Origin of the sequence: Streptomyces sp. WI03-4A, from assembly GCF_033792105.1 — a bacterium.
In the GTDB taxonomy this organism is placed as follows: domain Bacteria; phylum Actinomycetota; class Actinomycetes; order Streptomycetales; family Streptomycetaceae; genus Streptomyces; species Streptomyces collinus_A.
The window spans coordinates 73951-97557 of sequence record NZ_JARAUO010000004.1; the positions used below are offsets into that span (position 1 = coordinate 73951).

The window sequence follows — 23607 nt, forward strand, 5'->3', positions numbered from 1 at the left end:
AGGGCGCGGCGTAGCTCTGCCTCGCGGTCGCCATTCAGCAGGTGGCCCGGTCGGTGGCCGGGCGGCTCGCCGACACCGTGCAGCCGGCCCTTGGCCAGCGGTCCCCGCGCGGCTAGTCCGCGTTCACCTGACGCCGCTGTTTCCAGAAGTGCTTCTGGGCCAGCAGCGTCAGTGTTCCTGCGACGACGATGCCCAGCAGGTTCAGCAGGAGCTGGTTGGTCGAGCCCAGGGTCTGGCTCGTGTCGCCGTAGGCCAGGGCCACCGCCGCGTTGGCGGCGGCCGGTACCGTCGTCACCGAGATGGCCACCCCCACCAACGCGCCCGACTTCGCGGAGGTCAGGGAGAGGGTGCCGGCGATGCCGGCCAGCACTGCCACGATGAACGAGAAGGCGTCGGGGGCGTACACGAAGGCGGTGTTGGGCCTCGCGCCCTCCAGGCCGGATTTGTGGAACAGTCCGGCGGCGTCCATGAACAGGCTGAATCCGACCGTCAGCGCCATGGCCGCCGCGAAGCCCACCAGCAAGGCGATGATGGAACGCCAGGCCAGCCGGGGATGACGCTGGACCAGGGCCGTGCAGATGCCCGCCAGCGGACCGAATTCCGGACCCACCGCCATCGCGCCCACGATGAGGATGGCGTTGTCCAGCACCACACCACAGGCCGCGATCATCGTGGCCAGGGTGATGAACGCGACGTAGGTTACCGACAACGTCGACTCCTCGTGTGTCGCGTCCGTCAGGCCCTCCCAGAGCACCGCGTCGGCGCCCTCGCCCGGTGCCTCCTCCTCAGCCTTGTCGGCGCGACGGGACAGCGAAAGGTCGACGTTCTCCACGGCGATCGACCCAGTCCTGTCCAGCTCCAGCTCGCGCAGTGAGGCGAGGAGTCCGTCTCCCGCCTCTCGCGCAACGTCGCACAGCACCAGGTCTCCGGCGGGATTGCGGGCGGCTCCCGGCAGGACCACGAGGTGGGCGGTGCCGACCGTGTTCTCGATCTTCCGCACCACCTCGTCCGTCTTCTCGGCCGGGGTGATCAGGCGCAGATGCAGCATGACGCCTTTCTAACAGACCGCCAGGTACACGTCACAGCTTGGCAGCCTCAGACGCTGGACCTTGTGGTCCGCGCCCTTGCGGACGATCAGGGTGGCCCGGCCGCGGGTGGGGGCGATGTTCTCCAGGGGCGCAGTTCGGCGGCGGTGACCACGTTCAACTCGCCGGTGACGGGCACCACGCGCGTGACGGGTGCCGGCTGACGGCGGCAAGCGCGGTCGGTGGCGCACGCCCGCGTACGGCCACGGTTCCAGCGAGTGGTGACGGCACCTACACGCTGACCCTCCACGACATCCATGTCCGTGTACGACCAACGGAGCGGACAACGGGGACATCGACGTGGAGCCCTTCTCGGTCGCGGCTTCCGGCTGCTGAACCTGCATCGGCTCGAGGAATGCGCGCCTGCGCGGCATTTGACCGGCCCGGATGCGCGCGCAGCAGCGGTTGATGATGCGGGAGACGTGCATCTGGGAAATGCCGAGTTGCTGGACGGAGATGTGCTCCGGGTGACGTTGGACCCTTCCTCGTTGGACGCAAGGCCTTGCTGCGGGCGCCGGCGGTCGACGTGGCACGCATGCGCGAGGTGCTGCCGCGCATCCTGACGTACGGGCGTCCAGGTGCCCGCCCGAGACTGATCAACCTGTAGCGAATACAGCAACCAAGCCAGGCTGCTCAACGACGACCAACGCGTACAAACGCCGATGGCTCCGCCTCTGATCAGAAACTCCCCCAACCTCAGTTACCGGAGGTCTGAGAGGCATCAAGTCGAAACGCCTGGGCAGCGTCGGGGCCCGACCCGATCACGTCCGCCGTCATGATGTAGCGCGCCCCGGTTCCCTTGGGTGTGATGGGCTCCCGCAGCCGGCTGAGCGGTATCCACATGACCTCGCCATCAGCGGGACCCCCTACCAGCTTGATCCTCACTTGGATCGTGCTGGGAGCCATCAGAGGAGTCGCTTCTGGTGTCGTGGTGCCAGCCCCCGATGGGCTCGAAAGCCGGGTGCCAGGCTCTTGCGTCGGGCCACCGCACGCACTGAGTGCGACGAGTACCGCGATGCCAACCAAGACCTGACGTGAGTACATGACCGAACTGTCTCAGCGCCGAGATACCCAGCCGAGGGCCTTGATCATCTTGTGACCAGGCAAAGCCGTGCCACTCTCGCGCCAGAACGGACGGGGGCTCACGGGGAACCATGGTTCGCAGGAGGAGTTCGCCAGCCTCAGCCCGAGGTAGCGATCAGCGGGTCACGGGCATGGTCGCCCAATCTCACTCCTGAAGCGGTGGTCCGGGTCAAGAGTGTGCCTGCGGCCTGCCAGTACGTTCGCAGCGCAGCAGTTTCCGGCATTGTGCCCCGTGGTTGAGCGCCGAGATCATCGTGGCGAGTGCCTGGGAGAGGGCACCGGGGAGGGTCGTGTGTCGTCCATCGTTCTTGCGATGATTGTCGTGATGGTGTTGCTCCTGAGCGTGACCGGTGTGTTGGCCATGACGACTGGGCGCATCGCGCTTCCTTGGGTGCGCAAGGGGGTGAAACGGCCTCGCCTATGGGGTGCTGGGGCGCTGCTGATCGCGGCGAGCCTCACGATGGCGTGGCTGGTGCCCTTCCGTGGCCAGAGCCTGCTCATGCTGGCTGGTCTCCTGCTGACTTGGCGGGCCCAAGGCTGGCGGCATCGGGAGACGCGCCCCCGGGAACTGATCCGTCAAGAACAGCGCCGACAAACCTGACGCCAACGGCTGACACCAACAGCGGCGAACACGACCGCACGAGAGCCACTCTCAGCGGTTGGTGAACCGTCTTGGGGCTGGGATCCATCCAGCCCTCAGGCCTTCCGTGATCGACCTGAAAAGGATGAGACCAGACCTCAAAGCATTGGCCTCCGGGCGCCGGCCACACCATCGGCCGGCGCCCGTCGCGTTGTCCCGGTCGTTGAGGCTTTCGATCAGGTTTCGCCGTCCTGCTCGGGATGGTGTCCGTCGTCAGTTGGCCAGTGGGCGGGAGCTGACACGAGCGCTTCCTACGAGACGCTTGCCCGCAGTGCTAACTGTGCTGCCGGTGCGGGGGCGGACGGCGAGGGCATGGACGAACAACGCGAGCGCGGCGCAGGCGAGGGTGACCAGGCCCGCGAGGGAGGGCGGTCGCGGCGCCGCCGAGGCCGACGAGCGGGGCAGCGATCCCGCCGAACGCGAAGCGCGCCATGCCCAGCAGCGACGAAGCGGTGCCCGCGATCCCGGGGTAGTCGGCGAGAGCCAGCGAGGTGGAAGGCGGGGTGGTGGTGGCCACGCCGCCGACCATGACAGCAGCATCCCGAGGACGGTCGTGACCAGCTCCACCGCCTGGTTTTCGACGAGCTCGGTGCCCGCGGCGATCTGACTCGTGTTGTGCGGTTGCTGCGGCCGGTTATCACCACGCTCCCTGCGTGAAGATCGCTCCGCCCGTCTCGGCCCAACGAAAGCCACCTTTCGACGGCAGCATGGGCCGGGCTGCATCCATGAGCGCATCGAAACCCGAAGAGGTACGCAGCTGAACTAGCAAGCCATAGACATGGGCGGAGCTGGCCGGGTTCTTCATCTCGTCCCCTTCTGACGCGCTCCCATCAACGCGCGCCTCCATTCGGTGACTGTGGGACATGCCGGTGGGCTCGCCGAAGTCAAAAGGACAGCACAGCAACGCAGTTGGAAGGATTTACTCATGCGAGCACAACGTGGGAAGCGTCTGTATGCCATTACCGCGGCTTGCATCGTCATTGCCGGCGGCGCCTCGATCGGCGTGGCAGGTAGCGCCTCGGCCAGCGAGTCTCACAGCGACAACCATCACAGCCGGAGCTGCGGTGACTGGGGTAGCTGGGACGACTGCGGCGGCCATGGGGGCTACGGCGGCTACGGAGACGGCGGCGGCCACGGGTATGGGGGCTACGGCGGCGGCCACGGCAACGGGGGGCACGGCGGCTACGGCGGCCACGGAAACGGAGGGTACGGCGGCGGCCACGGAGGGCGCTGAACAGGCATCGTCGCGCCGCGCGGCCTAGGGGCGTCGCGCGGTGCGACGGGTCGACGGGCCGACGGTGGATCAAGTGACGCAGAGGGTCAGCGCGGCCGTAGACGCTTGCGAGGGTGTCGGCAGGCGTCTTTCGCCAGCAACCGCATCTCACTGGCCCACCACAGCAGCTCACGTCGGGGAGGTGCCTCTCGCCGAATCACGGGCTCCGCTCCTGATGAGCCGAGCCTCCCATCGTCTCAACCCTGGAGATGGAACGATGACCGAGTCCCTGCGCCCTCCCGAAGAAACACCCCCGGTCGAAGGATCGATCGCAGAGGCCCATCCAGAACGACCGGACGGCGGGGTGTGGGAACACCCCGGGATCTGGCTGACCTTGATCGTACTGGGCTGTCTGATCATCGCTGCGTTCTTCGCGATGCGCATGGTCGACCTGTGAGCCGGCGGACCGAAGGGGAGTCGTTCCGTGCGGGGCACGAACAGTAACCGGAAGCGATTCGCCCAGTGCGGCCAGCGTCCGCAGTCGGCCTCTGTTCCTGGGCAGGCCCGCATCCGGCCCCGGGTGCGGAGGGGAAGTGCCTCAAAAGTCGACAGACAGAAAGAGGACGTAAGGTGCCCCGGACGACTGGAGGATGGACCTTCCTCACATGCCACGCCCGTGTGCTCCTGGCCATCGCCCGGGAACCCCATCTGAGACTCCGTGACATGGCAGCTCTCTGTCACATCTCCGACCGCACCGCGCAACGAGTCGTCGCCGACCTCGATGCGGCCGGCTACCTCAGCCGACAGCGCGAAGGACGCCGCACGCGTTACACCCTCCACCTTGACGGCACCCTCCGTCATCCAGCGGAGACTCACATATCGACACGAGATCTGGTGGCGGCCTTCACCGAGAACACAGTGAGCACTCCCCACCACGAGCAACCCGCAGGATGTTTCCGGCACGGCCAGTGTTGACCGGGGCCCAACCCTACGAGCTGTGGCGCCGGTCAGCGCCTGACGTGCGGCGCTGCCCGCGCAGCGTCTCCAGAAGGCGGAGCCAGATCTCACTCGCGGTGGGGTAACTCGGCACGACGTGCCAGAGGGTGGGCACGGGGACGCGGCCCACGATGGCGGTGGTCGCCGAGTGCACGAGTTCGGCGATGCCGGATCCGACGAACGTCACCCCCACCACCACGTCGCCACCGCGGTCGACGACGAGCTTCGCCCTCCCGCGGTAGCCCGAGCGCATGACGTACGTGCCGGCCAGCGCCGCGAGGTCGTACTCGACGGTCTCCACGTCCAGACCTGCCTCGCGCGCCTGCTGCTCGGTGGCACCGGCGCTGCCGACCTCCGGCGTGGTGAAGACGACCTGCGGTGCCCCGACGTGACCAGCCGCGGCGGACGGCAGGTCGGCGCGGCCGGCGGCGCGGGCCGCGATGGCGTCCCCGGCGATCCGCGCCTGATACTTGCCCATGTGCGTAAGGAGGGCGCGCCCGCACACATCCCCGATGGCGTAGAGCCAGGTGCCGTCCGCCGCCCGTACGCACTGTTGGTCGTCGACGTCGAGGAAGCCGCCCGGGGGCAGCCCGACGGTTTCCAGGCCGATGTCGTCGGTGTTCGGGGTGCGCCCGGCGGCGACGACGACCTCGTCCGCCACGATGATCGTCCCGTCGTCCAGCGTCACGCTCAGCTCACCCCCGTGCACCCGCCCCTCGCCCGTGTCACGGGGGTCCGACCGCTTCACCTGGGCCATGCTCTGCCCTGGGAGCAGACGGACCCCCGCGCCCCGCAGTTCCTCGGCCACGAGCGTCCCCGCGAACGGCTCGTTGCGGGCCAGCAGCCGCTCGCCGCGATGGACGACCGTGACCTCGGCCCCCAGGGCGTGGAGCCAGGTGGCCGCCTCGCAAGCCACCACGCCCCCACCGAGGATGACCACCCGGTGCGGCACTTCGCTCATCGTGGTCACATCCCGAGAGGTCCAGGGAAGCGCTGCGCGCAGCCCCGGCACGTCCGGTGCGGCCGGACAGGAACCGGTGTCGATGACCACCGCGTGCCGGGCCGTCAGCGTTCTGGTCGAACCGTCGGGGCGGCTCACCACGACCAGGCGCTCACCGGCCAGTCGTCCATAGCCGCGCACCACGTCGATTCCGGTGCTCAGGGCCCATTCCACCTGGGACGTGTCGTCCAGTCCGTTGATCACGCGGTCTCGTCGGGCGAACACTCCGGCGGGATCCAGCCGTGCCGAGACGCCGGGCAGGTGGGCGGCGGCGTCGACCACCTCGGCCGGCCGAAGCAGGGCCTTGCTGGGCATGCAGGCCCAGTACGAGCATTCACCGCCGAGCAGGCGGTCCTCCACGAGCACCGAGGACAGGTCGGAGAACTGGCTTGCGTACTGTGCGGCGTTCTCACCCGCCGCGGCGCCGCCGAGGACGATCACGTCCCACTCCGACCGATCCGGGTCCACCGCTGCCGTCCTGGGAGACATTCGATTGTCCTTCCGCCGAGAAGGTCCGCCTGCGGGGCAGGCAGGTGTCATAGATCCAGGACGACGTCCTGCGCGGGTCTGCTGCAGCAGATGAGGATGTTGCCCTCGGCCGGTGGCTCGACCGGGTCCGGGGCATAGTCGACCGCCCCGGACATCATGGCGAGCTCGCAGGTGTGGCAGACGCCGGTGCGACACGACCACTGCACCGGGACGTCGCACGCTTCCGCGAGTTCCAGCAAAGAGCCCTGGTCATCGTTCCAGGCGACGGTCAGTCCGCTGCGCGCGAAGGAGACGGAGGGACCGGCGCCCGGGGCGCCTTCCGGCTGGTGCGGCGCCCTCACCGCGGACGTGCCCTTGATCCCTGGGGTCAGGGAGGGGCCGCCGCTGAAGTTTTCGGTGTGCACGCGGGACGGCCGCAGGCCGGCCTTGACCAGCGCGTCGGTCATGCCGTCCATGAAGGCCGCCGGCCCGCAGACGTAGGCGTCCGCATCGGTGGGCAGGCCCAGACCAAGGATCCGCTCGCCGGAGATGCGGCCCACTTCCGAGTAGTCCTTGCCGCGCTCGTCGGCAGGGTCGGGTCTGCTGTAGTAGACGACGGACCGTGCGTCGGCCAGGAGTGCGACCAGGTCATGGGCCTCCTGGGCGAAGGCATGCTCACGGCCGTTGCGGGCGGCGTGCAGCCACCACACCTGTCTGCCGGATGAGGCGTCCGCCAGTGAGTGCAGCATGGCCAGCACGGGAGTCGCCCCGATGCCGGCGGACACCAGCACGACCGGTGTGTCACCACTGGGCAGGTAGAAGGTGCCGCGCGGCGCGGCGAACTCCAGGCTGTCCCCGGGCCGGACGTGCGCGCGCACGTAGGTGCTCGCCAGGCCGTGTGGTTCCACCTTCACGCTGATTCGGTAGGTGCCCGTGCCGGGCCGGCCCGACAGCGAGTAGCTGCGGATCAACGTCGTCCCGCCTTCGGCCGTGCGCATTTTCACGGTCAAGAACTGTCCCGGCAGCGCGGCGGGCAGGGCAGATCCGTCAGCAGCGGCCAGACTCAGGGAGATGACGTTCTCGCTCTCGGGGCGGACGTCTGTGACCGTCAGAGGACGGAAGCCGCGCCATGCCGGGGGTGGGACGCCGGCCGCGACGGTGAGGGCCGCGCTGCCGGACGACGCGGTCGAGCCTTTGTCGGCTTGTTCGAGCAGGTCGCGCATCGAGCCCTGCCACCCCGGACTGAGAGCGGGTATGCGCAGGGCACGGCGTACCTGGTCCGGCGTGTGACCGGAGAGGTAGAGGAGAGAATCGATCTCTGCGACGGTCATGGCTTCCGGGCCGGTGGAGACCTTGACGATCTCCTGCCCGGCCTCCACCTCACCCTCCTCGATGACACGCAGGTAGAAGCCGGGCCGATGGTGGGCCACCAGCAGCGCCGCCATCTGCGGCTCCTTCAAGCGCATGCCGACCCGGTAGCAGGTCACCCGCGGCTGCGAGACCTCCAGAAGGGCTCCGCCGACCCGGTACCGGTCGCCGATGCACACTTCGTCGTCGGGAAGCCCGTCGACCGTGAAGTTCTCCCCGAAGCTGCCCGGCGTCAGGTCGCCCCGGCCCAGCTTCTCGGACCAGAAGTGGTACGAGTCGAGCTGGTAGACCAGCACGGCCCGCATTTCCCCGCCGTGTCCGCCCAGGTCACCCTGACCGTCTCCGTCGATGTTCAGCCGCCTCACCATCCGCGGCCCGGACACGGGCTGCTTGTACACCCCGGTGTACACGGTCCTGCCGTGCCAGGAGACGTCTTTCGGTGTCCCCACGTTCACTGAGATCAAGGTGGCCACCGCTCACCCTCCTCGTACGCCCTCAGCCGGTCACTCGGCCGAGGAATCCGTGGATGTAACCGCTTATGGCGCCCAGGTGCGTTTCAAGGGCGAAATGACCGGCTGGGAGCAGATGGACTTCGGCCTCGAGAAGATGTTGCGAGAAGGCGCGAGCTCCGTCCGGCCCGAAGATTTCGTCGCGGTCGCCCCAGACGGCCAGAAGTGGCACCTGACTGGTGCGGAAGTACTCATGGAGCTGCGGGTACCCCTCGATGGTCGTCGGGTAGCCCCGGAACAGCGCCGGCTCTGCGGTCCGGTGGTGGGGTAGGGAAGACGGTGACCTCCAGTGGTCACCCTGAGTGATGATTAACTGCTTAACGTTAGATCCGGATGTGACGCCGGGGAGATCCATGCATGCCAATCGCTCCCGTTCGGGTTCCGGGCATCCCTCGGCCGGCAGGCGTCGGCGACGTCCAGCCGGTGAACCGTGCTCTTCCACAGTGAGGACCACAGCCATCCGTCACAAATTGGCGTGGACGTCGTCGGGCACGACCTCGAGACAGCCGTCGGCATGGCCCGGCTGCGCAACATGCTCCACTCCTAGGCCTGATCCCAACGGCATGCCGTCCTCATCCTCGTCCGGCGTGACCCAGGACAGCGAGGCCACTGGTAGCTGTCCTGGACGACGCCGGCCACTTCAACCCCGGCTCATCGCACGGGACGGACTGGCTCCTCACATCGCCGACGGCCACGGCATCCTGCTCGGCGCCGGCGCGCGCATCCCAGAGGCGGAAACCACTCCAAAGGCGGCCCGCAACCGCCTGTAGGCAGCCTGGCATGATCGACGGGTGTCCAATGAACCTGCGCGGCCGGGCCGCATGAAGTGAGTCCTGTGCGACGTCGATGGCACGTTGATGAAGACGGACCCTAGTCGACGATCAGGCGTGCGCCGGTGTATCCGAGGATGTAGTTGATCTCCTGGTACCAGCTGACGTTCTCCAGACCGTACTTGGACAGACACAGCCAGGGTGAGTGGTCGTTGTCCCTCCGGGTCGTCGCCGCTGTCGCAACGCCCTGCGCTTGTCCGCCTGAGAAGTACGGGCCGCCGGAGTCGCCCGGCTCCTGGCAGGAGGTGTTGCGCGTCATGCCATAGAGGATCTTGCCGTTGTCCAGAGGAACCGTCTCATTGCGCCCTCGGATGATTCCGCACGTCACCTTCGTCGTGATGCCCGACTTGCACACGCTGGTGCCGAGGGGCGCCTGAAATGAGCCGTGCACCAGGTAGACGCTGTCGTCCGGCGTGTGACGCGAGATCCACGGCCCCTGCTGCCATTGAGCCGTGTCGACCGCGGTGATGCCCCAGTCGTAGGTGCGGTCGGCGAACCACCAGGGCCCGATCTGTCGGCCGTTGAAGCCGACGACGGGACCGCCGCCGTCGGCGCAGTGGCCTGCAGTGATCATGACGGGGCTGTTGGTGTACATGCGGGCGTTGAACCCCACCGAGCAGGTGCTGAGGTTCGGCATGATCATCGTCTCTCCACCGTCCAGGTATGCGGAGGTGAGACGGGGCAGGTCGTCGCCGACGTTCTCCACGTGCACTGCCGCGCCGTGAGTCCGTGCGGCCTTCAGCACCGCACCGGCCGGGCGACCCTCGATTGCCCTGACGACCACGGTGTTGGTCGGCTCGTCGACCCGCCAACCCGCGAGGCCGGCGGCCGCACGGGGGTCACGGCGCGACAGGTCGTCCAGCTCTGTCTGCACGGCGACGAGCTTCGCGCGGTTGCGCTTCACCACCTTCGCCCGCGCGCCCGCCTCCTCGACGAGCGGTGCCAGTGCCGAATCCGTAAGGGCGACCGTGAGCCTCCTGGTTCCACGGTCGAACCACGCCCCGCCGTACGAGGAGCCGAGCCGCGGAACGAGCCTCCGCTGGATGGCCGCCGCGGCCTCCTCGTCTGCCAGCAGGCGCTCGACACCTGCTCGGTCGAGGCCCAGGTCGCGGCTGAGTTCAGCGATCGGCGCCGCAGCGACCTTGTGGGCCTTCGGCTCCGGGGTTGGCTCGGCCGATGCCGATGCCTGCGGCAGCACGACGAGGCCGGCGAGCAGTAGGGCGAGTGCGGACCGGATGGAATGCGAGTGCCGGAAAGGCTTCCCCATGGGTCTCCAATGAGAAGGTGCCGGTGCGAGGACAGGAAGACGCAGGAAGGGGACGGGCGAAGGGCCGCCGGAAGAAGCTCGTCTCGCGTTCGGTACGTCCCCCCTCCCCCACCTACGCGGTCACGGATAGGGGTAGACATAACCCTCGACACGGACGTACTTGTAGCCGGCCGCGTTCGCGTCGCGGATGCCGGCGGGCGTGGCGGTGAGGAAGTTGTCCCCTCGTTCGGCGCTCCAGTACTGGTAGAGGGCCTGGGTCCCGGGCGCATAGGTGCCCCTGACCCACCCTTGGACGCCGATGTACTGGTATCCGGCGCTTATCGCGGAGTCGACTCCTTCTCGAGTGGCGGTGCTGAAGTTGTCCTGTCGGACGGGATCCCAGAAGAGGTAGAGCTCCACGTACGTGTTGTCGCCGGGGCCCGGCCACAGCCATGCCTCGGTGCGCAGTTCACGGTAACCGGCTGACCGGGCGCTGGCCTCCTGGTCGGGCGTCCCGGTGGCGAAGTTGTCACCGCGGTCCTGGCTCCACCAGCTACGCAGGCGTTGGAGTTGCAGGGCATGGGCTGGCGGCGCCTGGACGCTCACGCCGGTGAGGGTCGCGGCGGTGAGCAGGAGTGCCGCCAGGAGGAAGCGTCGTCGGGACGGGAGATGAAAGCGCGTCATGCGCCACCTTCCTTTGCTGTCGACGGACGGCGGCGTCCAGGAAGGCGCGCCGTAATCGACTGTGGCGGTTCCGCGTCGGCCGCGACAACGGCGTGCGGGAGCACGGAAGGGGGTGTACGGGGATACCCGGCTCATAGCCAGGGTCCGTCAAGCCAACCCGAAGCAGGTGGAGAGTCGGCCACGCGTACCCAGCCGTCAGGCACTGGGGGGTCTCGCTACTCTTACACACGGAACCCCGTTGGAATGTCACTTGTCCGGAGTCGAGCCCCGGTTCAGACGTGACCTGATGGCGGCGGCTGGCCGCATGGAGCAAGGTCCGACCACCCGCGCACCCCCGCAGAGCCCGTCAGGGCCCCATCTCGCGTGGCGTCGGTTGACGTTCCCCAGCCGCCCCCCAGACCGTCTTCGGAAGTCAGCTTCTCGGCGGAGATGATCGTATCGGGCGGCCCAGTACCTCACTCGTCGTACGTGCACCCGGTGCGGTAGGCGACGTCCGGCAGCTTGTCGCGCCAGGTGTCGCGAGACAGCGGTTCGTCGTACCGGGCGCAGATGGTCTGTGCTGGGTCGGTCAGTGCGGATACATCCCACACGCGCAACCGGGAGCCGCCGCCTGCCAGCAGCGTTCCATCGCGGTTGAACGTCAGGGCGTGTACGGCGACACCCCCTTCGCTGAGCAACGGGTCGCTGATCTGGTGTCCCGTGCCGACGTCCCACAGTCGGACGCGGCCGTCGTCGCCGCCGCTAGCCACGAATCCTCCTTTCGGGTTGTAGACCACAGCATCGATCGCGGTGTTGGGCCCGGTCAGGGGCTTGGCATCTTGGCGACGGGTGTGCACATTCCACAGTCGTACCGTGCCGTCGGTTGCGCCGCTGACCAGCGTCCTGCCGTCCGGACTGAAAGACAGCGAAGTAACGTCACCGGAGTTGTCGGTCATCGGCTTCCCGACGGCGCGGCGTCGGGCCATGTCCCACAGTTGGATCTCGCCGAACCCGGCTCCCGATGCGAGGAACTTGCCGTCGGGAGAGAAGGCGAGTGCGTGGACGCTGCCGTGGTGGCCGAGTGGGTAGGTACTTCCGTCGGGGCGCCGGGCCGGCAGGAGCGGTGGAAGTCGACGGTGCGTCGCGGTGTCGTAGAGCCGTACGTCGCCCTGGACATCGAACTGGTTGAGGGTGATGTCCCCGGTGGCCAGCAGCCTTCCGTCCGGGCTGAAGGCGACCGCGCCGATCGCACCTTCCAGCGGCGGACCGGTTGGCTGCCAGGTTTTGGTGTCCCACAGCCAGGCCGGTCCCACGTCGCCGGTGGCTGCGAGCGTCGAGCCGTCCCGGCTGAAGGTGACGGAGAAGTTCTTACCCATCCTGCCGGTCAGCGGGGAGTGGAAGGCCCGGCCTGTGCGCGGGTCCCACAGTCGCACCGAGGTCGACGCACCCGTGCTGGCCAGTACTTTTCCGTCAGGGCTGAAGGCGGCCGACAACAGTTGCCCCGTTCCGTCGTCCATGGGCGCTCCGCGCGGGCGCAGTGCCACAGGGTCCCACAGGCGTACGGTGCCGTCGTCGGACGCCGAGGCGAGGGTCCGGCCATCGGACGAGAAGGCGAGGCTGTTGATGCCTCCGACATGCCCGCTCAAAGACTCGCTGATCGGCAGCCCGGTGCCATCGGCATCGAGGAGTTCCACCCGGTGGTCCCTGGATCCGGTGGCCACGACGGCACCGTCGGGGCTGAAGGCCAGCGCGGTGACGACATCGGAGTGCCGGGTGAGCAGTTGACCCGAGAGCCGGAGCGTGGTGACGTCCCAGAGTTCCACCCGGGGGTTCTCGCGGCCTCCCCGGACGACGGCGAGGCGGTGGCCGTCAGGGCTGAAGGCGAGCAGTTGGGCCCGCTTCCGTCCAGCGGCGGGCAGTCTGGCCTTGGGACGGCCCGTGTGCGTGTCCCACAGCTGGGTTCCGCCGTGGGCGTCGGCCACAGCCAGAAGCCGTCCGTCACGGGTAAACGCCACTGGTCCATGCAGTTCACCCAGATCCCGGTACGAGGTGACGGACGGGGCCTTGCGCAGCTCCCACTGGACGAGCATGCCGTCGGAGGAGACAGCGACCAGACTGCGGTCGTGCGCGCCAAAGGCCAGGGAGAGGACGTACCGGTGACCGTCGGGTATGGGGCGGGCCGGGGAGGGCCAAGGCACGATCAGGGTCTCGCCGACTTGGACGCGGTTCTCCGTGTCCCAGAGGCGCACTGTGCCCTCGTCGTCACCCGACGCCAGTAGACGGCCGTCCGAACTGACGGCCAGGACATTCGGGCTGGACCGGTCGTACGAGAGCTGTGGTCCGGTGATCCGCCGGCCCGCCAGCCCCCAGAACCGGATCCGGTTGTCGTTCCCGCCGGTCACGAGCGTGTCGCTGTCCGGTGAAAAGGCGAGCGCCGACACTCCGTAACGGCCGGCGCGGAGGATGCCTCGACCCCGGTCGGCGGCCGCCCGCAGCAATGCCTCCCGGGTTCTGGGCTCCGTGGGCTGCATCCGCCAAGCGGCGACCGCGAGTTGCTGGGAGATGATCGGGTCGACGTCGGCGAGGTCGCTGCTCAATTCGGCGATCTTGAGGGCGTCTTTGGCGTCACGCTGATCCGCTGCCTCCTGGAGTAGGAGGAACACGACCAGGCCCACGACAGCCGCCATGCAGAAGGCCCACGCCAACCACGAACCGATCCTTTTGCGCTGCCTTCTGACCGCTGTGGCGATGAACTTCTCTTCTGCCCCAGACATATAGGGCTCGTAGTTCTGTCGGGCCTTTCTGTGCCTCCTGAGCGCCGCACCACGGGGCAGGAGGCCGTGGGCATCCCACGCGGCCCGTTCCCGTCTGAGGTCGGAGCGCCACTGGACCAGGTCGCGGTGGGCCTGCAGGTGCTCGCGTGCCGACGGCCAGTTAGCCAGCAGCGAATCATGAGCCAACTCGGCCATGCCCGTGCCATGCGGCCCCGCGCTCACTACAACAAGCCGGTTCTGCTCGTGTGCGAGCATCCTGGCAGCTTGCCAGTCCCGTTCGTCGAGATCGGCTCGAGAGGCGAAATGGCGCAGATAGGCACCATCCCGCCGCCCGGCAGGTTCCACCAAGTGCAGCAGTAGACGTCGCGCCGCGTCTCGCTCGCCCCGGGTCAGGCGAGCCCAGATCAGCTCGACCCGGGCGGTCTGCCAACCGTCCGGCAGGTTCAGTTCGTTGTAATGCGCCGCGCGCAACCAGCCGTCGTCGGACTGCCCCTCCCAGAGGCGGGTCAGCATCGCCTGAAGATCGGGAAGGGTAAGTCGCTGCTGCCCGAAATCGTGCAGGATCCGGTCGAGAAGTCCATCTTGGAAGCGGACGAAACCATCGTGAAGTGGGCCCTCGACCGCGGCACGCAGATGCTCTCCCTGCAAGGGACCCACCCGGACGATCTCTGCGGCCTCCCGCCAACCGGGCAGTTCCAGCACGTCCTGAAGCAGATCGTCGGTCACCACCACGATGACTCGGGCGGCCGGGGTGCCGTCTCCGCCCAGATTGGCCCCGGTGGCGAGTCGATGGAGCAGAGAAGTGACTTGTACCGCTCTTTCCTGGTCGGCCTTGCCTACCCCGGCGCGGCCGAGCAGCGCCTCGAATTGATCTGCCACGAGGATCAGACGCTCTCGACCCAATCGGCTGAGGACCGTGCGCGCCCGAGCCGCGGGCTCCAGGTCGGACAACTCGTGGACGAGGGCGTTCCGCAGGGTGGGCCGACTTCCGGCAGGCGTGGGAGTGCGGTCCAGCACCGCGTCGGCGAGGGCGTGCCACAGAGTTTCGTGCAGGTGGGGGCGGATACTGACTACGGCCGTCCTGTCGTCCGCGGCGAGGCGGGGTAGGACGGCGGCCTGGAGCAGGGAAGTCTTGCCGGCGCCCGACGTTCCCGTGATCACGGTGATCTCACTACGGGCGGCGACGTGCGCAATCCTCTCGGCCAGTTCCTTTCGGCCGAAGAAAACAGCGCTGTCGTCCGTTGTGAACGGTCGGAACTCCCGGTAGGGGCAGGCCCGTTGATATTCGGCTCGAAGGGCCGGCCAACAAGCGAGGATCGCTTTGCCCGTGATGGCGTTCGCATACCACGTCTCCGGGCGCGCGGCCCGGTTGACCAGCCCGATCACACGGCCCGTGACGGCGTCCCAAACAGGGGAACCGCTGAACCCTTCCTGGATCCACAGTTTGTCGATGCGCTCGGACATACCAATGTGGAGCCACTCATCGGTCGCGGATCCGTCAATGGTGGCGGAAACCCAGCCGGCTGCACCCTTCAATTGCCATTGGTAGCCGTAGACAGATACCGGATGGTCGCCGACGGCGTCATCCTGGGCAAGGACGTGTGGCGCCGCTCCGTCGGGCAAGAAGCCCTCGAGGAGGAGGCCGACCACGTCTCCTTTTCCGCTTCCTTGCATGGGCACCCAGACGTCGACCTGGGCGGTGCAGTGCTCGCCGGGCGAGATCAAGGGGAAGTCGAGCAGGACTGGCCGCTTAGGCGGTTCAATCAATGTCTGCGGTTCACGCAGCGCGGTAGCCACCACATGCGCGCACGTGACGATCTTCGTGCGGCTCGCGAGAAGCCCAAAACCGACCGGTCTCTTATCGACTCGATCCAAGATGCGTACCAGCGCGGGACGTAACGCGTCCGTCGACTCGCGCCTGCGGACGACGTCCTCGCTTGTCATCCCGTCGGCTCGGGCTCTGCGTCCGGCGCAGGCTCACCAGCGGGCTCGTCCGCGATATCGGGGGAGGAACGCTGCCACTGGAGTGTCACCGCCAGATGAGCCTCACCGTTCGACTCGGCGACGATCACACCTGTCTTGGCCGACAGCTTCACCCCGAACTGCACTTGGACCAAGTCCGGCGGGCGGCTGCCGGAGCGAAGCCGGGTCAGCACCTCGTCGGAGAAGGAACGGATCCGGTCCAGTCCCTCCGACAGCCGTTCGGGAAGCGCTGCGACTCCGTCCGATCGACGGCTGACGGGCCCGATGGTGTCCCAGTCATCCTGCGAGGTCACCTCCACGTACATGATCTGACCATTGCTGAGCGGGACTTCCAAAGAATGTTCCATGCGCCGCCCTCCCCGTGCCCGGCAATAGCGACCCAACGCCCGACGTCGTGGTGGCCGCCGGGTCGCATCCTATGGGGCGGCCACCCGTCACGCAGCGAAAACAGGCGACCACGGTTTTGCAAGCGCTGTCCCGTGACTGCCGGCCCACTGCTGAGATGATCTTGCGATGCCATGTGTGATCACGGCGTCGGAGTCGTCCTGGATAGCCTCGATCACCGGGCTGAGCCCGCGTGTGTACGCCAAGTTGATGCGCCACCTGCGGCGCCAGGACGAGGACGTACCCAGTCGGGGCCGGCCGTGAACCCCTGCCGATGCCGCTGGAGAACCGGGTGCTGCTTGTCGCGGCTCACGGGGCCGTATCGCGGGGAGGTGAACCCGCGCTGGTGCGTGCGGCGCTCGAAGGCCCCGAGGTGCTCCGCGGAGACCTGCGTCGGATCCTGCTCGACTCGCTGCCCGATTTGAGAGCGTTGCCGGCCACCACTAGAGGTCGCTGGCTGATCAGCGGGCCCGGTGAGCACGCCTCACCCGTACAGTCCGTGTTCGGCGGCACAGCGGAATCGGCGGTCGTCAGGTGGCTGGGGTGAGTTCGGCCTGGCCGAAGAGAAGGGCGTAGCCGGCCGGGAGTTGCTGCAAGATGCGGGCGAGGAGGTCGGGGCCGGCGAAGGCGGCCACGGCGGCGAGGACGGATCCGGTGTCCCAGCGGGTGGTGGCCAGTGAGGCCTCCGCGCGTGCGGCGAGGTCCTTGACGAAGGCCCAGCCGGTCAGCTGACCGTCTGGAATCTGCGCCGTGAGGATGCGGGCGGCCTCGAAGGGGAGGCGGGCGGCGAGCTCCACGCGTTCGTCGCCCGTCAGCTGGCGCCCGAGACCCGCGAGGACGAGGTGGACGGCTTCCTCGGCTCTTTCGCGGGTGGGGTAGGCGCCTTCGTAGCGGACCTTCTGGAGCATCTCGTCGTACGTGCCGGTGCGGAGGTGCTGCAGCGGTGCACGCAGATCGGACGTCACTGCCGTTAATGCCTTTCTGTTGTTGTCGCGGATGCCCGCGATCCGCTCCGGGTGCGTGGGCACCCCGGTATGCCGGCGGATCGGCGGGCCCCGCCAGTGGAAGTGGTCAGTCGGGTTGTGGACGGCCGAAGAGGAGGTCGTAGCCGGCGGGGAGTTGGAGCAGGATCTGCGCCATCAACTCGTCGTCGGCCGCGTCGGCGACCGTGCTGAGAACGGCGCTGACGTCCCAGGCAGCGGTCTGCTCGGTGGCTCCTTCGATCCATGCTGCTGTCGCCCTGACGAACCGCTCCGGTGAGAGGGGTTCCGTCGCCTGGAGCGGGTTGAGGAGGATCAGGGCGAAGCCGTCCGGCAGGCCCGCCGCCAGCTGGGCGCGCACCTCGCCCACCAGGTGCGCGCCCAGCAGCGCGAGGACGACGCGGGCCGCACGGTCCGCCTCTTGTTGGTTGGTGTACTCACCGCGTTCCTTGACCCGGTCGAGGAAGGCTTCCATTCGCAAGGTCACGTCGGCTGCCACCTCTTCTTTCGCCTTTTGAGGCGGAGGACGGGAGAAGGGGAGGGTGCCCCGCCCTCTACCGGTGCTCGGCTTGGCGTCTCCGGCTCAGCCGGAGATCTCGTTGCGGTCCGATCCTTCGCCGATGGAGATCTTGCGGGGCTTGGCACGCTCGGTGATCGGGATGCGCAGGGTGAGCACGCCGGCGTCGTAGTCGGCCTGGATGCGCTCGGTGTCGAGGGTGTCCGCGAGCACGATCTGGCGGGAGAAGACGCCCAGGGGCCGCTCGGACAGTTCCATCTGCACGTCGTCGGCCTTAGCCATCGGTCGGCGCTCAGCCCTGACGGTCAGCATGTTGCGTTCGACGTCGATGTCGATCGCCTCCGCGCTCACGCCGGGGAGATCGAAGGCCACCACGTAGGTGTCGCCCTCGCGGTAGGCGTCCATCGGCATGGCCGACGGCCGCGACCAGGTACCCGGGCCCATCAGCTGCTGGGCCAGCCGGTCCAGCTCACGGAAGGGGTCAGTGCGCATCAACATCGGAAAACACCTCCAGCAGGTTCAGGCAGAAGCTGCCAATGCGCCTCACAGAACCCGTTGTAACATGTCATCCATTGGATGACAAGAAAGAGGTCGTCCATGCGATGACATGAGGGGCCCTTGGTGACAGTCGACCGACCGAACGCGCTCACCGCGGGGGATGATGTCCCGAGCCCGGGCGTCCTTCATCGCGGCTTCGGCAGCCCTAGAGGCCATCGACGACGCCCTGCAGGCCGCCCAAGAGCAAGCCGCACCCACCGACACGGCCCGCATCGGACCGGAGCGGGCGCTGGCGTCCTTGCTGCTGCTGCGGCAGGTTCGCGAGGAGCTCGCCGGCTGGGAGACCAGCCTGATCGAAACCGCCCGTGATGCCGGCGCAAGATGGGCCGACCTCGCCCACCCCCTCGGCGTCGCCGGCCGACAGGCCGCCGAACGCCGATATCTGCGCGGTAGGCCCGGCGCAGCGGGCAGCACCGGAGAGCAGCGCGTACAAGCCACCCGCGAACGCCGCGCAGCCCAGCGCGGCACCAGCGCCTGGGCCCGCCGCAACGCCGCCGACCTGCGCCGCCTCGCGGGCCAGATCACCGCACTCACCGACCTTCCCGCTGGTGCCCGTCAGCCCCTGCGCCAGCTCGACCAAGCCCTCGGCCAGGACGACCCGACCGCTCTCCTCCCACCCCTCAGGGCCACACGGTCACACCTCACTGCCCACCCCGACCTCGCCGCCCGACTCGACACCCTCACGACATCCGCCGTGGCCGCGAAACATCCCGACTGACGCCCCACGAGGCCGGTGTGCCGACGCCAGGAGCGGGGGGCTCCCCCGGATATGGCTGGGGCAACCAGCAAGGCGGCAGCCGCGCTCAACGCGACCGCCGGGATGCTGCCGTGGTCACCGCCCTCGCAGAACTCAGGCGAGCCGGCGGGTACCAGCGCGGCCTCGCCGCCCAGCTCGCGCGCAAGCACGACGGCAGCGAACGCGCCTGGCGACGCGCCATGAGCGAAAGCCACATCGGGTGCGGAGCGGTGCCGGGTAGAGCCCCTGGATGATCTAGAGTTCCGGCGGCGGCAGTCGATCCGCCGATCAGATACTCGACTCAGGGGTGGGGATTGATCACTGCAAAGTCTGCTGCTGCGCAGCGGAGATTGCCGGCGACCGTGCGGCGGGCGGCTGCCTCGTTGGTGGCCGGGGGCATGGCGCTGGTGGGCGTGGGGCTCACGGCTCCGGCGGCACACGCGGCCGAAGGCGACATCTCGTTCTCGAACGTCGTTCTCAACGACGGTAAGCCCATAGTCGTCGGCCTCAGTGCCGAAGTCGAGGCTCCGCTGACCTACACGGTCAAGAGCAGCGTGTCACTCGACGACTGGTGGGTCGAGGCGTACCGCACCAACGGGTCCACCAGGTACCTGCTCGCGATCTCCACGACTCAGTGGGGCTGCGGAACATCCTCCGCGGGGGGCTACACCTTCCGCGACTGCGACGAGACGATGACCATCGACCCGGACGGCATGCCGGGCGGTAACGGCAACCATCTCGTCAACAGTGACGCCGCGGCGTGGAAGACCCTCGGAACAGCCATCAAGAAGAACGGCGGTTACGACACCGACCTGCTCTCCGCGACAGTCCGCCTCCAGCGCGCCTCGCGCATCCAGAACACGAACGCGTCCCCGGAACCCGTCGCGAAGGGCAAGCCGATCACCGTCACCGGCACCGTGCAGCGCGCCAACTGGAGCCGGCACCGCTACGACAACTACGGTGACCGGCTGGTGAAACTGCAGTTCAAGCCCGCCGGTTCCAGCAGCTACTCTACGGTCAAGACGGTCACCGCCAGCAGTACCGGCTACCTGAAAACCAGCGTGACAGCCTCCCAGGACGGCACCTGGCGCTGGAGGTACAGCGGCAACACAACCACCGGTGCCAGCAACTCCTCCGGCGACTACGTCGACGTGACCTAAGACCCGTGCCGCGGTCACCGCGTCGGACCGCACAGTGAAGACCCCGCTCCGGCGGGGTCTTCGCCGTCCCCGGCGCCGCCTTCGCTGGTGACAGGGCACCTCGGTGGCGCCCTTGGTCCACTGGGCGCGGCCCCGCCTCCCGGCTCACAGGTCGTCGATCGTGGAGCCCGGGCTGACAGGCGCGAGCGGACACGGGGCTCCGCCGTCGGGTGGCCCCTACGCGCCGACGCTGCGGCCGGCTGGGCGATGCCGGCGGCCAGCCACAACATCATGCCGATCAGGGTGGCGCCCTGTTTCATTGGTCTGCTCACCATGCTCGGGCGGCCGGCAGAGGGTCACCGTGCGGAGGTCGAGGGGTTGGGAAACCGCCGCTACGAACGCAAGGCCGAGCGCTTCCTCGCCTTCGCCGGTATCGCTTCCGCTCTCATCTGCTACCGGCGACTCGCTGTCGGCACAGGTCATCAGACCTCGACGTGATCTGGACGTGCATCCTCCCGACCGTAAGCCAGCACCCGGGGCAGGACCTCACGGAACCTGGCAATGTCCTCGGCTGGCGCTTCCAGCACCGCTCCGACCTCTGTGTCCTCCAAGCCCAGGGCCGGCAGTGCCGAAGGCTCCAGGGAGACTCGCAGGACGTTCCCGCTCAACACCGCCGCTCGCACGCATCCGTACGCCGTGCCCTGACTGGCCGTGACCAGGCAATGAGTGTCCATCCCGAGGGACACCTCCTGGTCGTCCGGCTCCTTACCGTCGCACATGAACAGCATGACGAAGCCGCTGCCGCCTTCGCCTTCTGCAACACCGGCCTCGATGATCGCACAGGCGCCGCAGGGGCACCCAAACGGCAGATCTAGAAGCGCGCAACGGAGCCAACCTCTCACCGTCGTCGACCGCGGGTTGGCGGACACCCGTGACGAGTGGCCTCACCTGGGTGTATACCATCCCCGGCCATGAAGCGTTCGATGATCGCGCTGGTCAGCGCAGGAGCAATCACAGTCGCCCTGGGCGGATATGCCGTCGGGGCGACCCAGCACAACGGCGCATCCGAACGGTCGACCAGGTGCGAGCAGACGAACCAGGACTTCGAGGCGCGGGCCAGCCAGTTCCGGAAGCAGCAGCAGCGGATCAACCAAGGGGGAGACACCCTAAAGCAGTACGAGATCGCCACGGCACGGTTGAGGATCCTCAGCATGATCGTGGGACAGAATCCGACCTGCTTCGACGCCGGGACCCGCGCGACAGCGGCGTATCTCCAGCAACACCCATCCGAGAGCCAGGAAGATGCGGCTGCGTGTGAACTCGCTGGCATCCCTTCCAAAGACTGCACGATCTCGGTTGGCTGACATGAGCGTCTGCCGTTCGAAGGCTCCGGGAGGCGCCCAGTGAACACCCTCGTTTTCATGCTGCGGAGCGTGCTGGGCCTGGGCGGCGGTCTGGTGTTCCTGTGGGAGACGAACCGCCAGGCTTCGGGACCGGGCTGGAGAAAGCCGCGAGTCTTCTCGGCGGCCGCCCTGGTGCTGCTCGCCGTGCTGCTAGGCGTTTAGCGACTGCCCGACGACGTGCTGCTCCCATGCCCTTTCGGTCAGAATCCAGCGGGGGTGGCAGTCGCCAGCGAACAATGCCCACGAGAACGGTCCGTGGCGGCTCATGACGGGGCGTCCGCGATGATCGGCTCGCGGACCCCTGCCGAAGGCAGCGGCCGTCCGCAGTACCCGAGCCCCGGCCGAATCCGGGATTCCCGTAATCAACCTCGCATGCCGTGATCAGCACCGCATCTCGGATGAGCCGTGCGTAGCCGGGCCGCGCGGCTCTCGCACGAAGCCCACTGCCGTTCCATTGACCGCGCGTACACTGCCGCTCGCAACCACAAAGCAAGGCATGGAGGACGACGGTATGGCGGATGTGTCCAGGTTCCCTGGGCGAGCGGGGCGCGTCGTAGTGCTCGCCTTGGTGTCTTGCGGTTGGGTGGCCGCCCCGATCTCCACGTTCATGGAGGTGCCCCACGTCACTTGGCCCGGGTCGGTCCTGTTTCTCGTGGTCGGCGTGTTTCTTGCCCGGGAGTGGCGACGGGTCTGGCATCGAAAGGCCCCGTACGACGTGCAGCGGCGAGCCCTGGAGCTTCCGAACTGGGGCCGGTCACCCGCGGGGCCGGGCCGATGAGTCGCCGCAGAGGGGCTCGTAAGGTCGCCGCAGCCGTGACTGCGACGGTGCGTGAGTGGAGGGACGAAGAGGGCTGGGGTGTCCTCGACTCGCCCGAGACTCCCGGAGGGTGCTTCGGCCACTACGCCGACATTCAGGCGCCCGGCTTTCGCACGCTGTCACCAGGGCAACAGGTCGATCTCGTCTGGGAAGCGCCCGGCTTCAAGCAGGACGGGTACGACTACCGGGCGGTGAGCATCGTTCCCCGCCCTGTCTGACATCCATGGCTGACATCGACGAGCCCGGACGGCGGCAGAAGTCAGCTCCCCCACACGAACACCGGACCGGACGACGGCGCCAGGGGCGGGTATGGATCGCACTCCGAAAGCGGCAGGTAGGTCTCCAACACCGCTGACACTCCTCCTCATCATGGCCCGTCATCGGGGGTGGAACGCCTATGGCGGTGACCACCTCCGTCAACAAGCATCCGGCAATCTGGACTCACGTGTGATCTGCTGAGGGCATTGATTTGACCTCCGGGGGTTGGCACCCTGAACCAGATGATCAGGCGAATAGTGGTGGTGGGGGGCTGCCGGGTCCGGCAAGACCACGTTGGGCAGGACCCTGGGGACGGTCCTGCAGACACCGGTCACAGATTTGGACTTGCTGTTCCGGGGGCCAGGTTGGAGTGGTGTCGACCTCGATGTGTTCCGTGCGCGGACGCAGAAGGTGGTTGCTGCCGAGCGTCGGGTCATCGCGGGTAGCCACTTCAGGCAGCTCGCCGATCTCGTCTGGGCTCAAGCCGACACCGTGGTTTGGCTTGACCTGCCGCGACGAGTGTCCTACTCGCGTGTGTTCAGAAGGACCGCCCGGCAGGTGGTGCGACGCGAGGACGTCTTCCCCGGTTACCGGCAATCGCTGTGGGCGGCCTGGCGCGACCGGCTGTTCCACTCGGCCTGGCGCGAACCCGGGAAAACCGCTCGCTGATTCCCGAACTGCTCGATCAGCCTGTGTGCGGCCACGTCAACTGCGGGGCGTGGGTGGTCGAAGGTACCTAGGGTCGAGTTGGTGCCTGGCCGAACGCTGCCGGGGGGCCACGTGCACGTCGCAGGCGCTGACCACGCCTGCGTACGACCGCCGCACGGGAACATGACCGGGGGCGGGCGGATGTCCAGGCATCTGCCTACCCGCAGCCGCCGCCATGGGGTCGGTGCATCTGGGGCGGCGGATATTCGCGTGCCCCGAGGGATGCGGGACGCTACCGTCACCGTTATG

General features: G+C 67.9%; 23 protein-coding genes and 1 pseudogene. 12 read left to right on the forward strand and 12 right to left on the reverse strand.

Annotated features, from left to right (window positions below; all coding sequences use genetic code 11):
- Positions 1–112 precede the first annotated feature (112 nt).
- Entirely contained in the window at positions 113–1048 is a 936-nt protein-coding gene (locus tag PV343_RS06790; protein ID WP_319145852.1) for a DUF389 domain-containing protein, read from the reverse strand.
- 1412 nt (positions 1049–2460) lie between these two features.
- Here PV343_RS06790 and PV343_RS06795 point away from each other — a divergent pair.
- On the forward strand, positions 2461–2769 hold the full coding sequence (locus tag PV343_RS06795; protein ID WP_319145853.1) for a hypothetical protein: 309 nt from the start codon (positions 2461–2463) through the stop codon (positions 2767–2769).
- 676 nt (positions 2770–3445) lie between these two features.
- On the opposite strand, the gene PV343_RS06800 is transcribed toward PV343_RS06795, so the two are convergent.
- Entirely contained in the window at positions 3446–3655 is a 210-nt protein-coding gene (locus PV343_RS06800; RefSeq protein ID WP_319145854.1) for a hypothetical protein, read from the reverse strand.
- Positions 3656–4298: 643 nt separating this feature from the next.
- On the opposite strand from PV343_RS06800, the gene PV343_RS06805 reads away from it, so the two are divergent.
- Both PV343_RS06805 and PV343_RS06810 read left to right on the forward strand, forming a co-directional pair.
- Positions 4299–4478 carry a DUF6480 family protein gene (locus PV343_RS06805; protein ID WP_319145855.1) on the forward strand — a complete coding sequence of 60 codons (180 nt, stop codon included), beginning with the start codon at positions 4299–4301 and terminating at the stop codon, positions 4476–4478.
- A gap of 221 nt (positions 4479–4699) precedes the next feature.
- Positions 4700–4996 carry a helix-turn-helix domain-containing protein gene (locus PV343_RS06810; RefSeq protein WP_319145856.1) on the forward strand — a complete coding sequence of 99 codons (297 nt, stop codon included), beginning with the start codon at positions 4700–4702 and terminating at the stop codon, positions 4994–4996.
- 13 nt (positions 4997–5009) lie between these two features.
- Here the strand turns inward: PV343_RS06810 and PV343_RS06815 are convergent, their stop codons facing one another.
- Together PV343_RS06815 and PV343_RS06820 are read right to left on the reverse strand one after the other, a co-directional pair.
- Positions 5010–6506, reverse strand: coding sequence for an NAD(P)/FAD-dependent oxidoreductase (locus tag PV343_RS06815; RefSeq protein WP_319145857.1), 1497 nt, complete (start codon positions 6504–6506; stop codon positions 5010–5012).
- Between the two features lie 47 nt (positions 6507–6553).
- The gene (locus PV343_RS06820; RefSeq protein ID WP_319145858.1) at positions 6554–8326 is read right to left on the reverse strand and encodes an MOSC and FAD-binding oxidoreductase domain-containing protein; all 1773 of its coding nucleotides are present in this window, start codon (positions 8324–8326) and stop codon (positions 6554–6556) included.
- A gap of 49 nt (positions 8327–8375) precedes the next feature.
- Here PV343_RS06820 and PV343_RS40335 point away from each other — a divergent pair, with 49 nt between their 5' ends.
- Complete coding sequence (locus tag PV343_RS40335; protein WP_415923460.1) at positions 8376–8633, forward strand: hypothetical protein; 258 nt, start codon at positions 8376–8378, stop codon at positions 8631–8633.
- A 599-nt stretch (positions 8634–9232) separates the two neighbouring features.
- Here the strand turns inward: PV343_RS40335 and PV343_RS06830 are convergent.
- The 4 genes from PV343_RS06830 to PV343_RS06845 form a co-directional block, all read right to left on the reverse strand.
- Positions 9233–10459 (reverse strand): S1 family peptidase, encoded by a 1227-nt coding sequence (locus PV343_RS06830; RefSeq protein WP_319145859.1) that lies wholly within the window; start codon positions 10457–10459, stop codon positions 9233–9235.
- Between the two features lie 120 nt (positions 10460–10579).
- Positions 10580–11122 carry a hypothetical protein gene (locus PV343_RS06835; RefSeq protein WP_319145860.1) on the reverse strand — a complete coding sequence of 181 codons (543 nt, stop codon included), beginning with the start codon at positions 11120–11122 and terminating at the stop codon, positions 10580–10582.
- A 455-nt stretch (positions 11123–11577) separates the two neighbouring features.
- Complete coding sequence (locus PV343_RS06840) at positions 11578–15819, reverse strand: trypsin-like peptidase domain-containing protein (RefSeq protein WP_319145861.1); 4242 nt, start codon at positions 15817–15819, stop codon at positions 11578–11580.
- The gene (locus PV343_RS06845) at positions 15816–16205 is read right to left on the reverse strand and encodes a CU044_2847 family protein (protein ID WP_319145862.1); all 390 of its coding nucleotides are present in this window, start codon (positions 16203–16205) and stop codon (positions 15816–15818) included. Before PV343_RS06845 ends, PV343_RS06840 begins: the two co-directional genes overlap by 4 nt.
- Positions 16206–16371: 166 nt before the next feature.
- On the opposite strand from PV343_RS06845, the pseudogene PV343_RS06850 reads away from it, so the two are divergent.
- Positions 16372–16555: pseudogene (locus tag PV343_RS06850) on the forward strand (IS5/IS1182 family transposase); the annotation flags it as partial.
- A 217-nt stretch (positions 16556–16772) separates the two neighbouring features.
- Here the strand turns inward: PV343_RS06850 and PV343_RS06855 are convergent.
- The 3 genes from PV343_RS06855 to PV343_RS06865 all read right to left on the reverse strand — a co-directional run bounded on the left by PV343_RS06855 (position 16773) and on the right by PV343_RS06865 (position 18237).
- The gene (locus PV343_RS06855; protein WP_388239053.1) at positions 16773–17150 is read right to left on the reverse strand and encodes a DUF2267 domain-containing protein; all 378 of its coding nucleotides are present in this window, start codon (positions 17148–17150) and stop codon (positions 16773–16775) included.
- A gap of 163 nt (positions 17151–17313) precedes the next feature.
- Entirely contained in the window at positions 17314–17709 is a 396-nt protein-coding gene (locus PV343_RS06860) for a DUF2267 domain-containing protein (protein ID WP_319145863.1), read from the reverse strand.
- 96 nt (positions 17710–17805) lie between these two features.
- Positions 17806–18237, reverse strand: a complete 432-nt coding sequence (locus PV343_RS06865; protein ID WP_319145864.1) for an Hsp20/alpha crystallin family protein — start codon at positions 18235–18237, stop codon at positions 17806–17808.
- A gap of 163 nt (positions 18238–18400) precedes the next feature.
- Here PV343_RS06865 and PV343_RS06870 point away from each other — a divergent pair, with 163 nt between their 5' ends.
- The 3 genes from PV343_RS06870 to PV343_RS06880 all read left to right on the forward strand — a co-directional run bounded on the left by PV343_RS06870 (position 18401) and on the right by PV343_RS06880 (position 20670).
- Positions 18401–19015: a type III effector protein gene (locus PV343_RS06870; RefSeq protein WP_319145865.1), complete on the forward strand. Its 615-nt coding sequence runs from the start codon at positions 18401–18403 to the stop codon at positions 19013–19015.
- Between the two features lie 332 nt (positions 19016–19347).
- Complete coding sequence (locus PV343_RS06875) at positions 19348–20193, forward strand: hypothetical protein (protein ID WP_319145866.1); 846 nt, start codon at positions 19348–19350, stop codon at positions 20191–20193.
- 270 nt (positions 20194–20463) lie between these two features.
- Entirely contained in the window at positions 20464–20670 is a 207-nt protein-coding gene (locus tag PV343_RS06880) for a hypothetical protein (protein ID WP_319145867.1), read from the forward strand.
- Here the strand turns inward: PV343_RS06880 and PV343_RS06885 are convergent.
- Positions 20655–21101, reverse strand: a complete 447-nt coding sequence (locus PV343_RS06885; protein WP_319145868.1) for a hypothetical protein — start codon at positions 21099–21101, stop codon at positions 20655–20657. The genes PV343_RS06880 and PV343_RS06885 overlap by 16 nt on opposite strands.
- A gap of 42 nt (positions 21102–21143) precedes the next feature.
- Between PV343_RS06885 and PV343_RS06890 the strand changes: the two genes are divergently transcribed.
- The 4 genes from PV343_RS06890 to PV343_RS06905 all read left to right on the forward strand — a co-directional run bounded on the left by PV343_RS06890 (position 21144) and on the right by PV343_RS06905 (position 23319).
- Complete coding sequence (locus PV343_RS06890) at positions 21144–21536, forward strand: hypothetical protein (protein ID WP_319145869.1); 393 nt, start codon at positions 21144–21146, stop codon at positions 21534–21536.
- Between the two features lie 39 nt (positions 21537–21575).
- Entirely contained in the window at positions 21576–21737 is a 162-nt protein-coding gene (locus PV343_RS06895) for a hypothetical protein (RefSeq protein ID WP_319145870.1), read from the forward strand.
- Positions 21738–22349: 612 nt separating this feature from the next.
- A complete protein-coding gene (locus PV343_RS06900) occupies positions 22350–22610 on the forward strand; it encodes a cold-shock protein (RefSeq protein WP_319145871.1) in 261 nt (86 codons plus the stop codon).
- Positions 22611–22989: 379 nt separating this feature from the next.
- On the forward strand, positions 22990–23319 hold the full coding sequence (locus PV343_RS06905) for a hypothetical protein (RefSeq protein WP_319145872.1): 330 nt from the start codon (positions 22990–22992) through the stop codon (positions 23317–23319).
- Positions 23320–23607 lie beyond the last annotated feature (288 nt).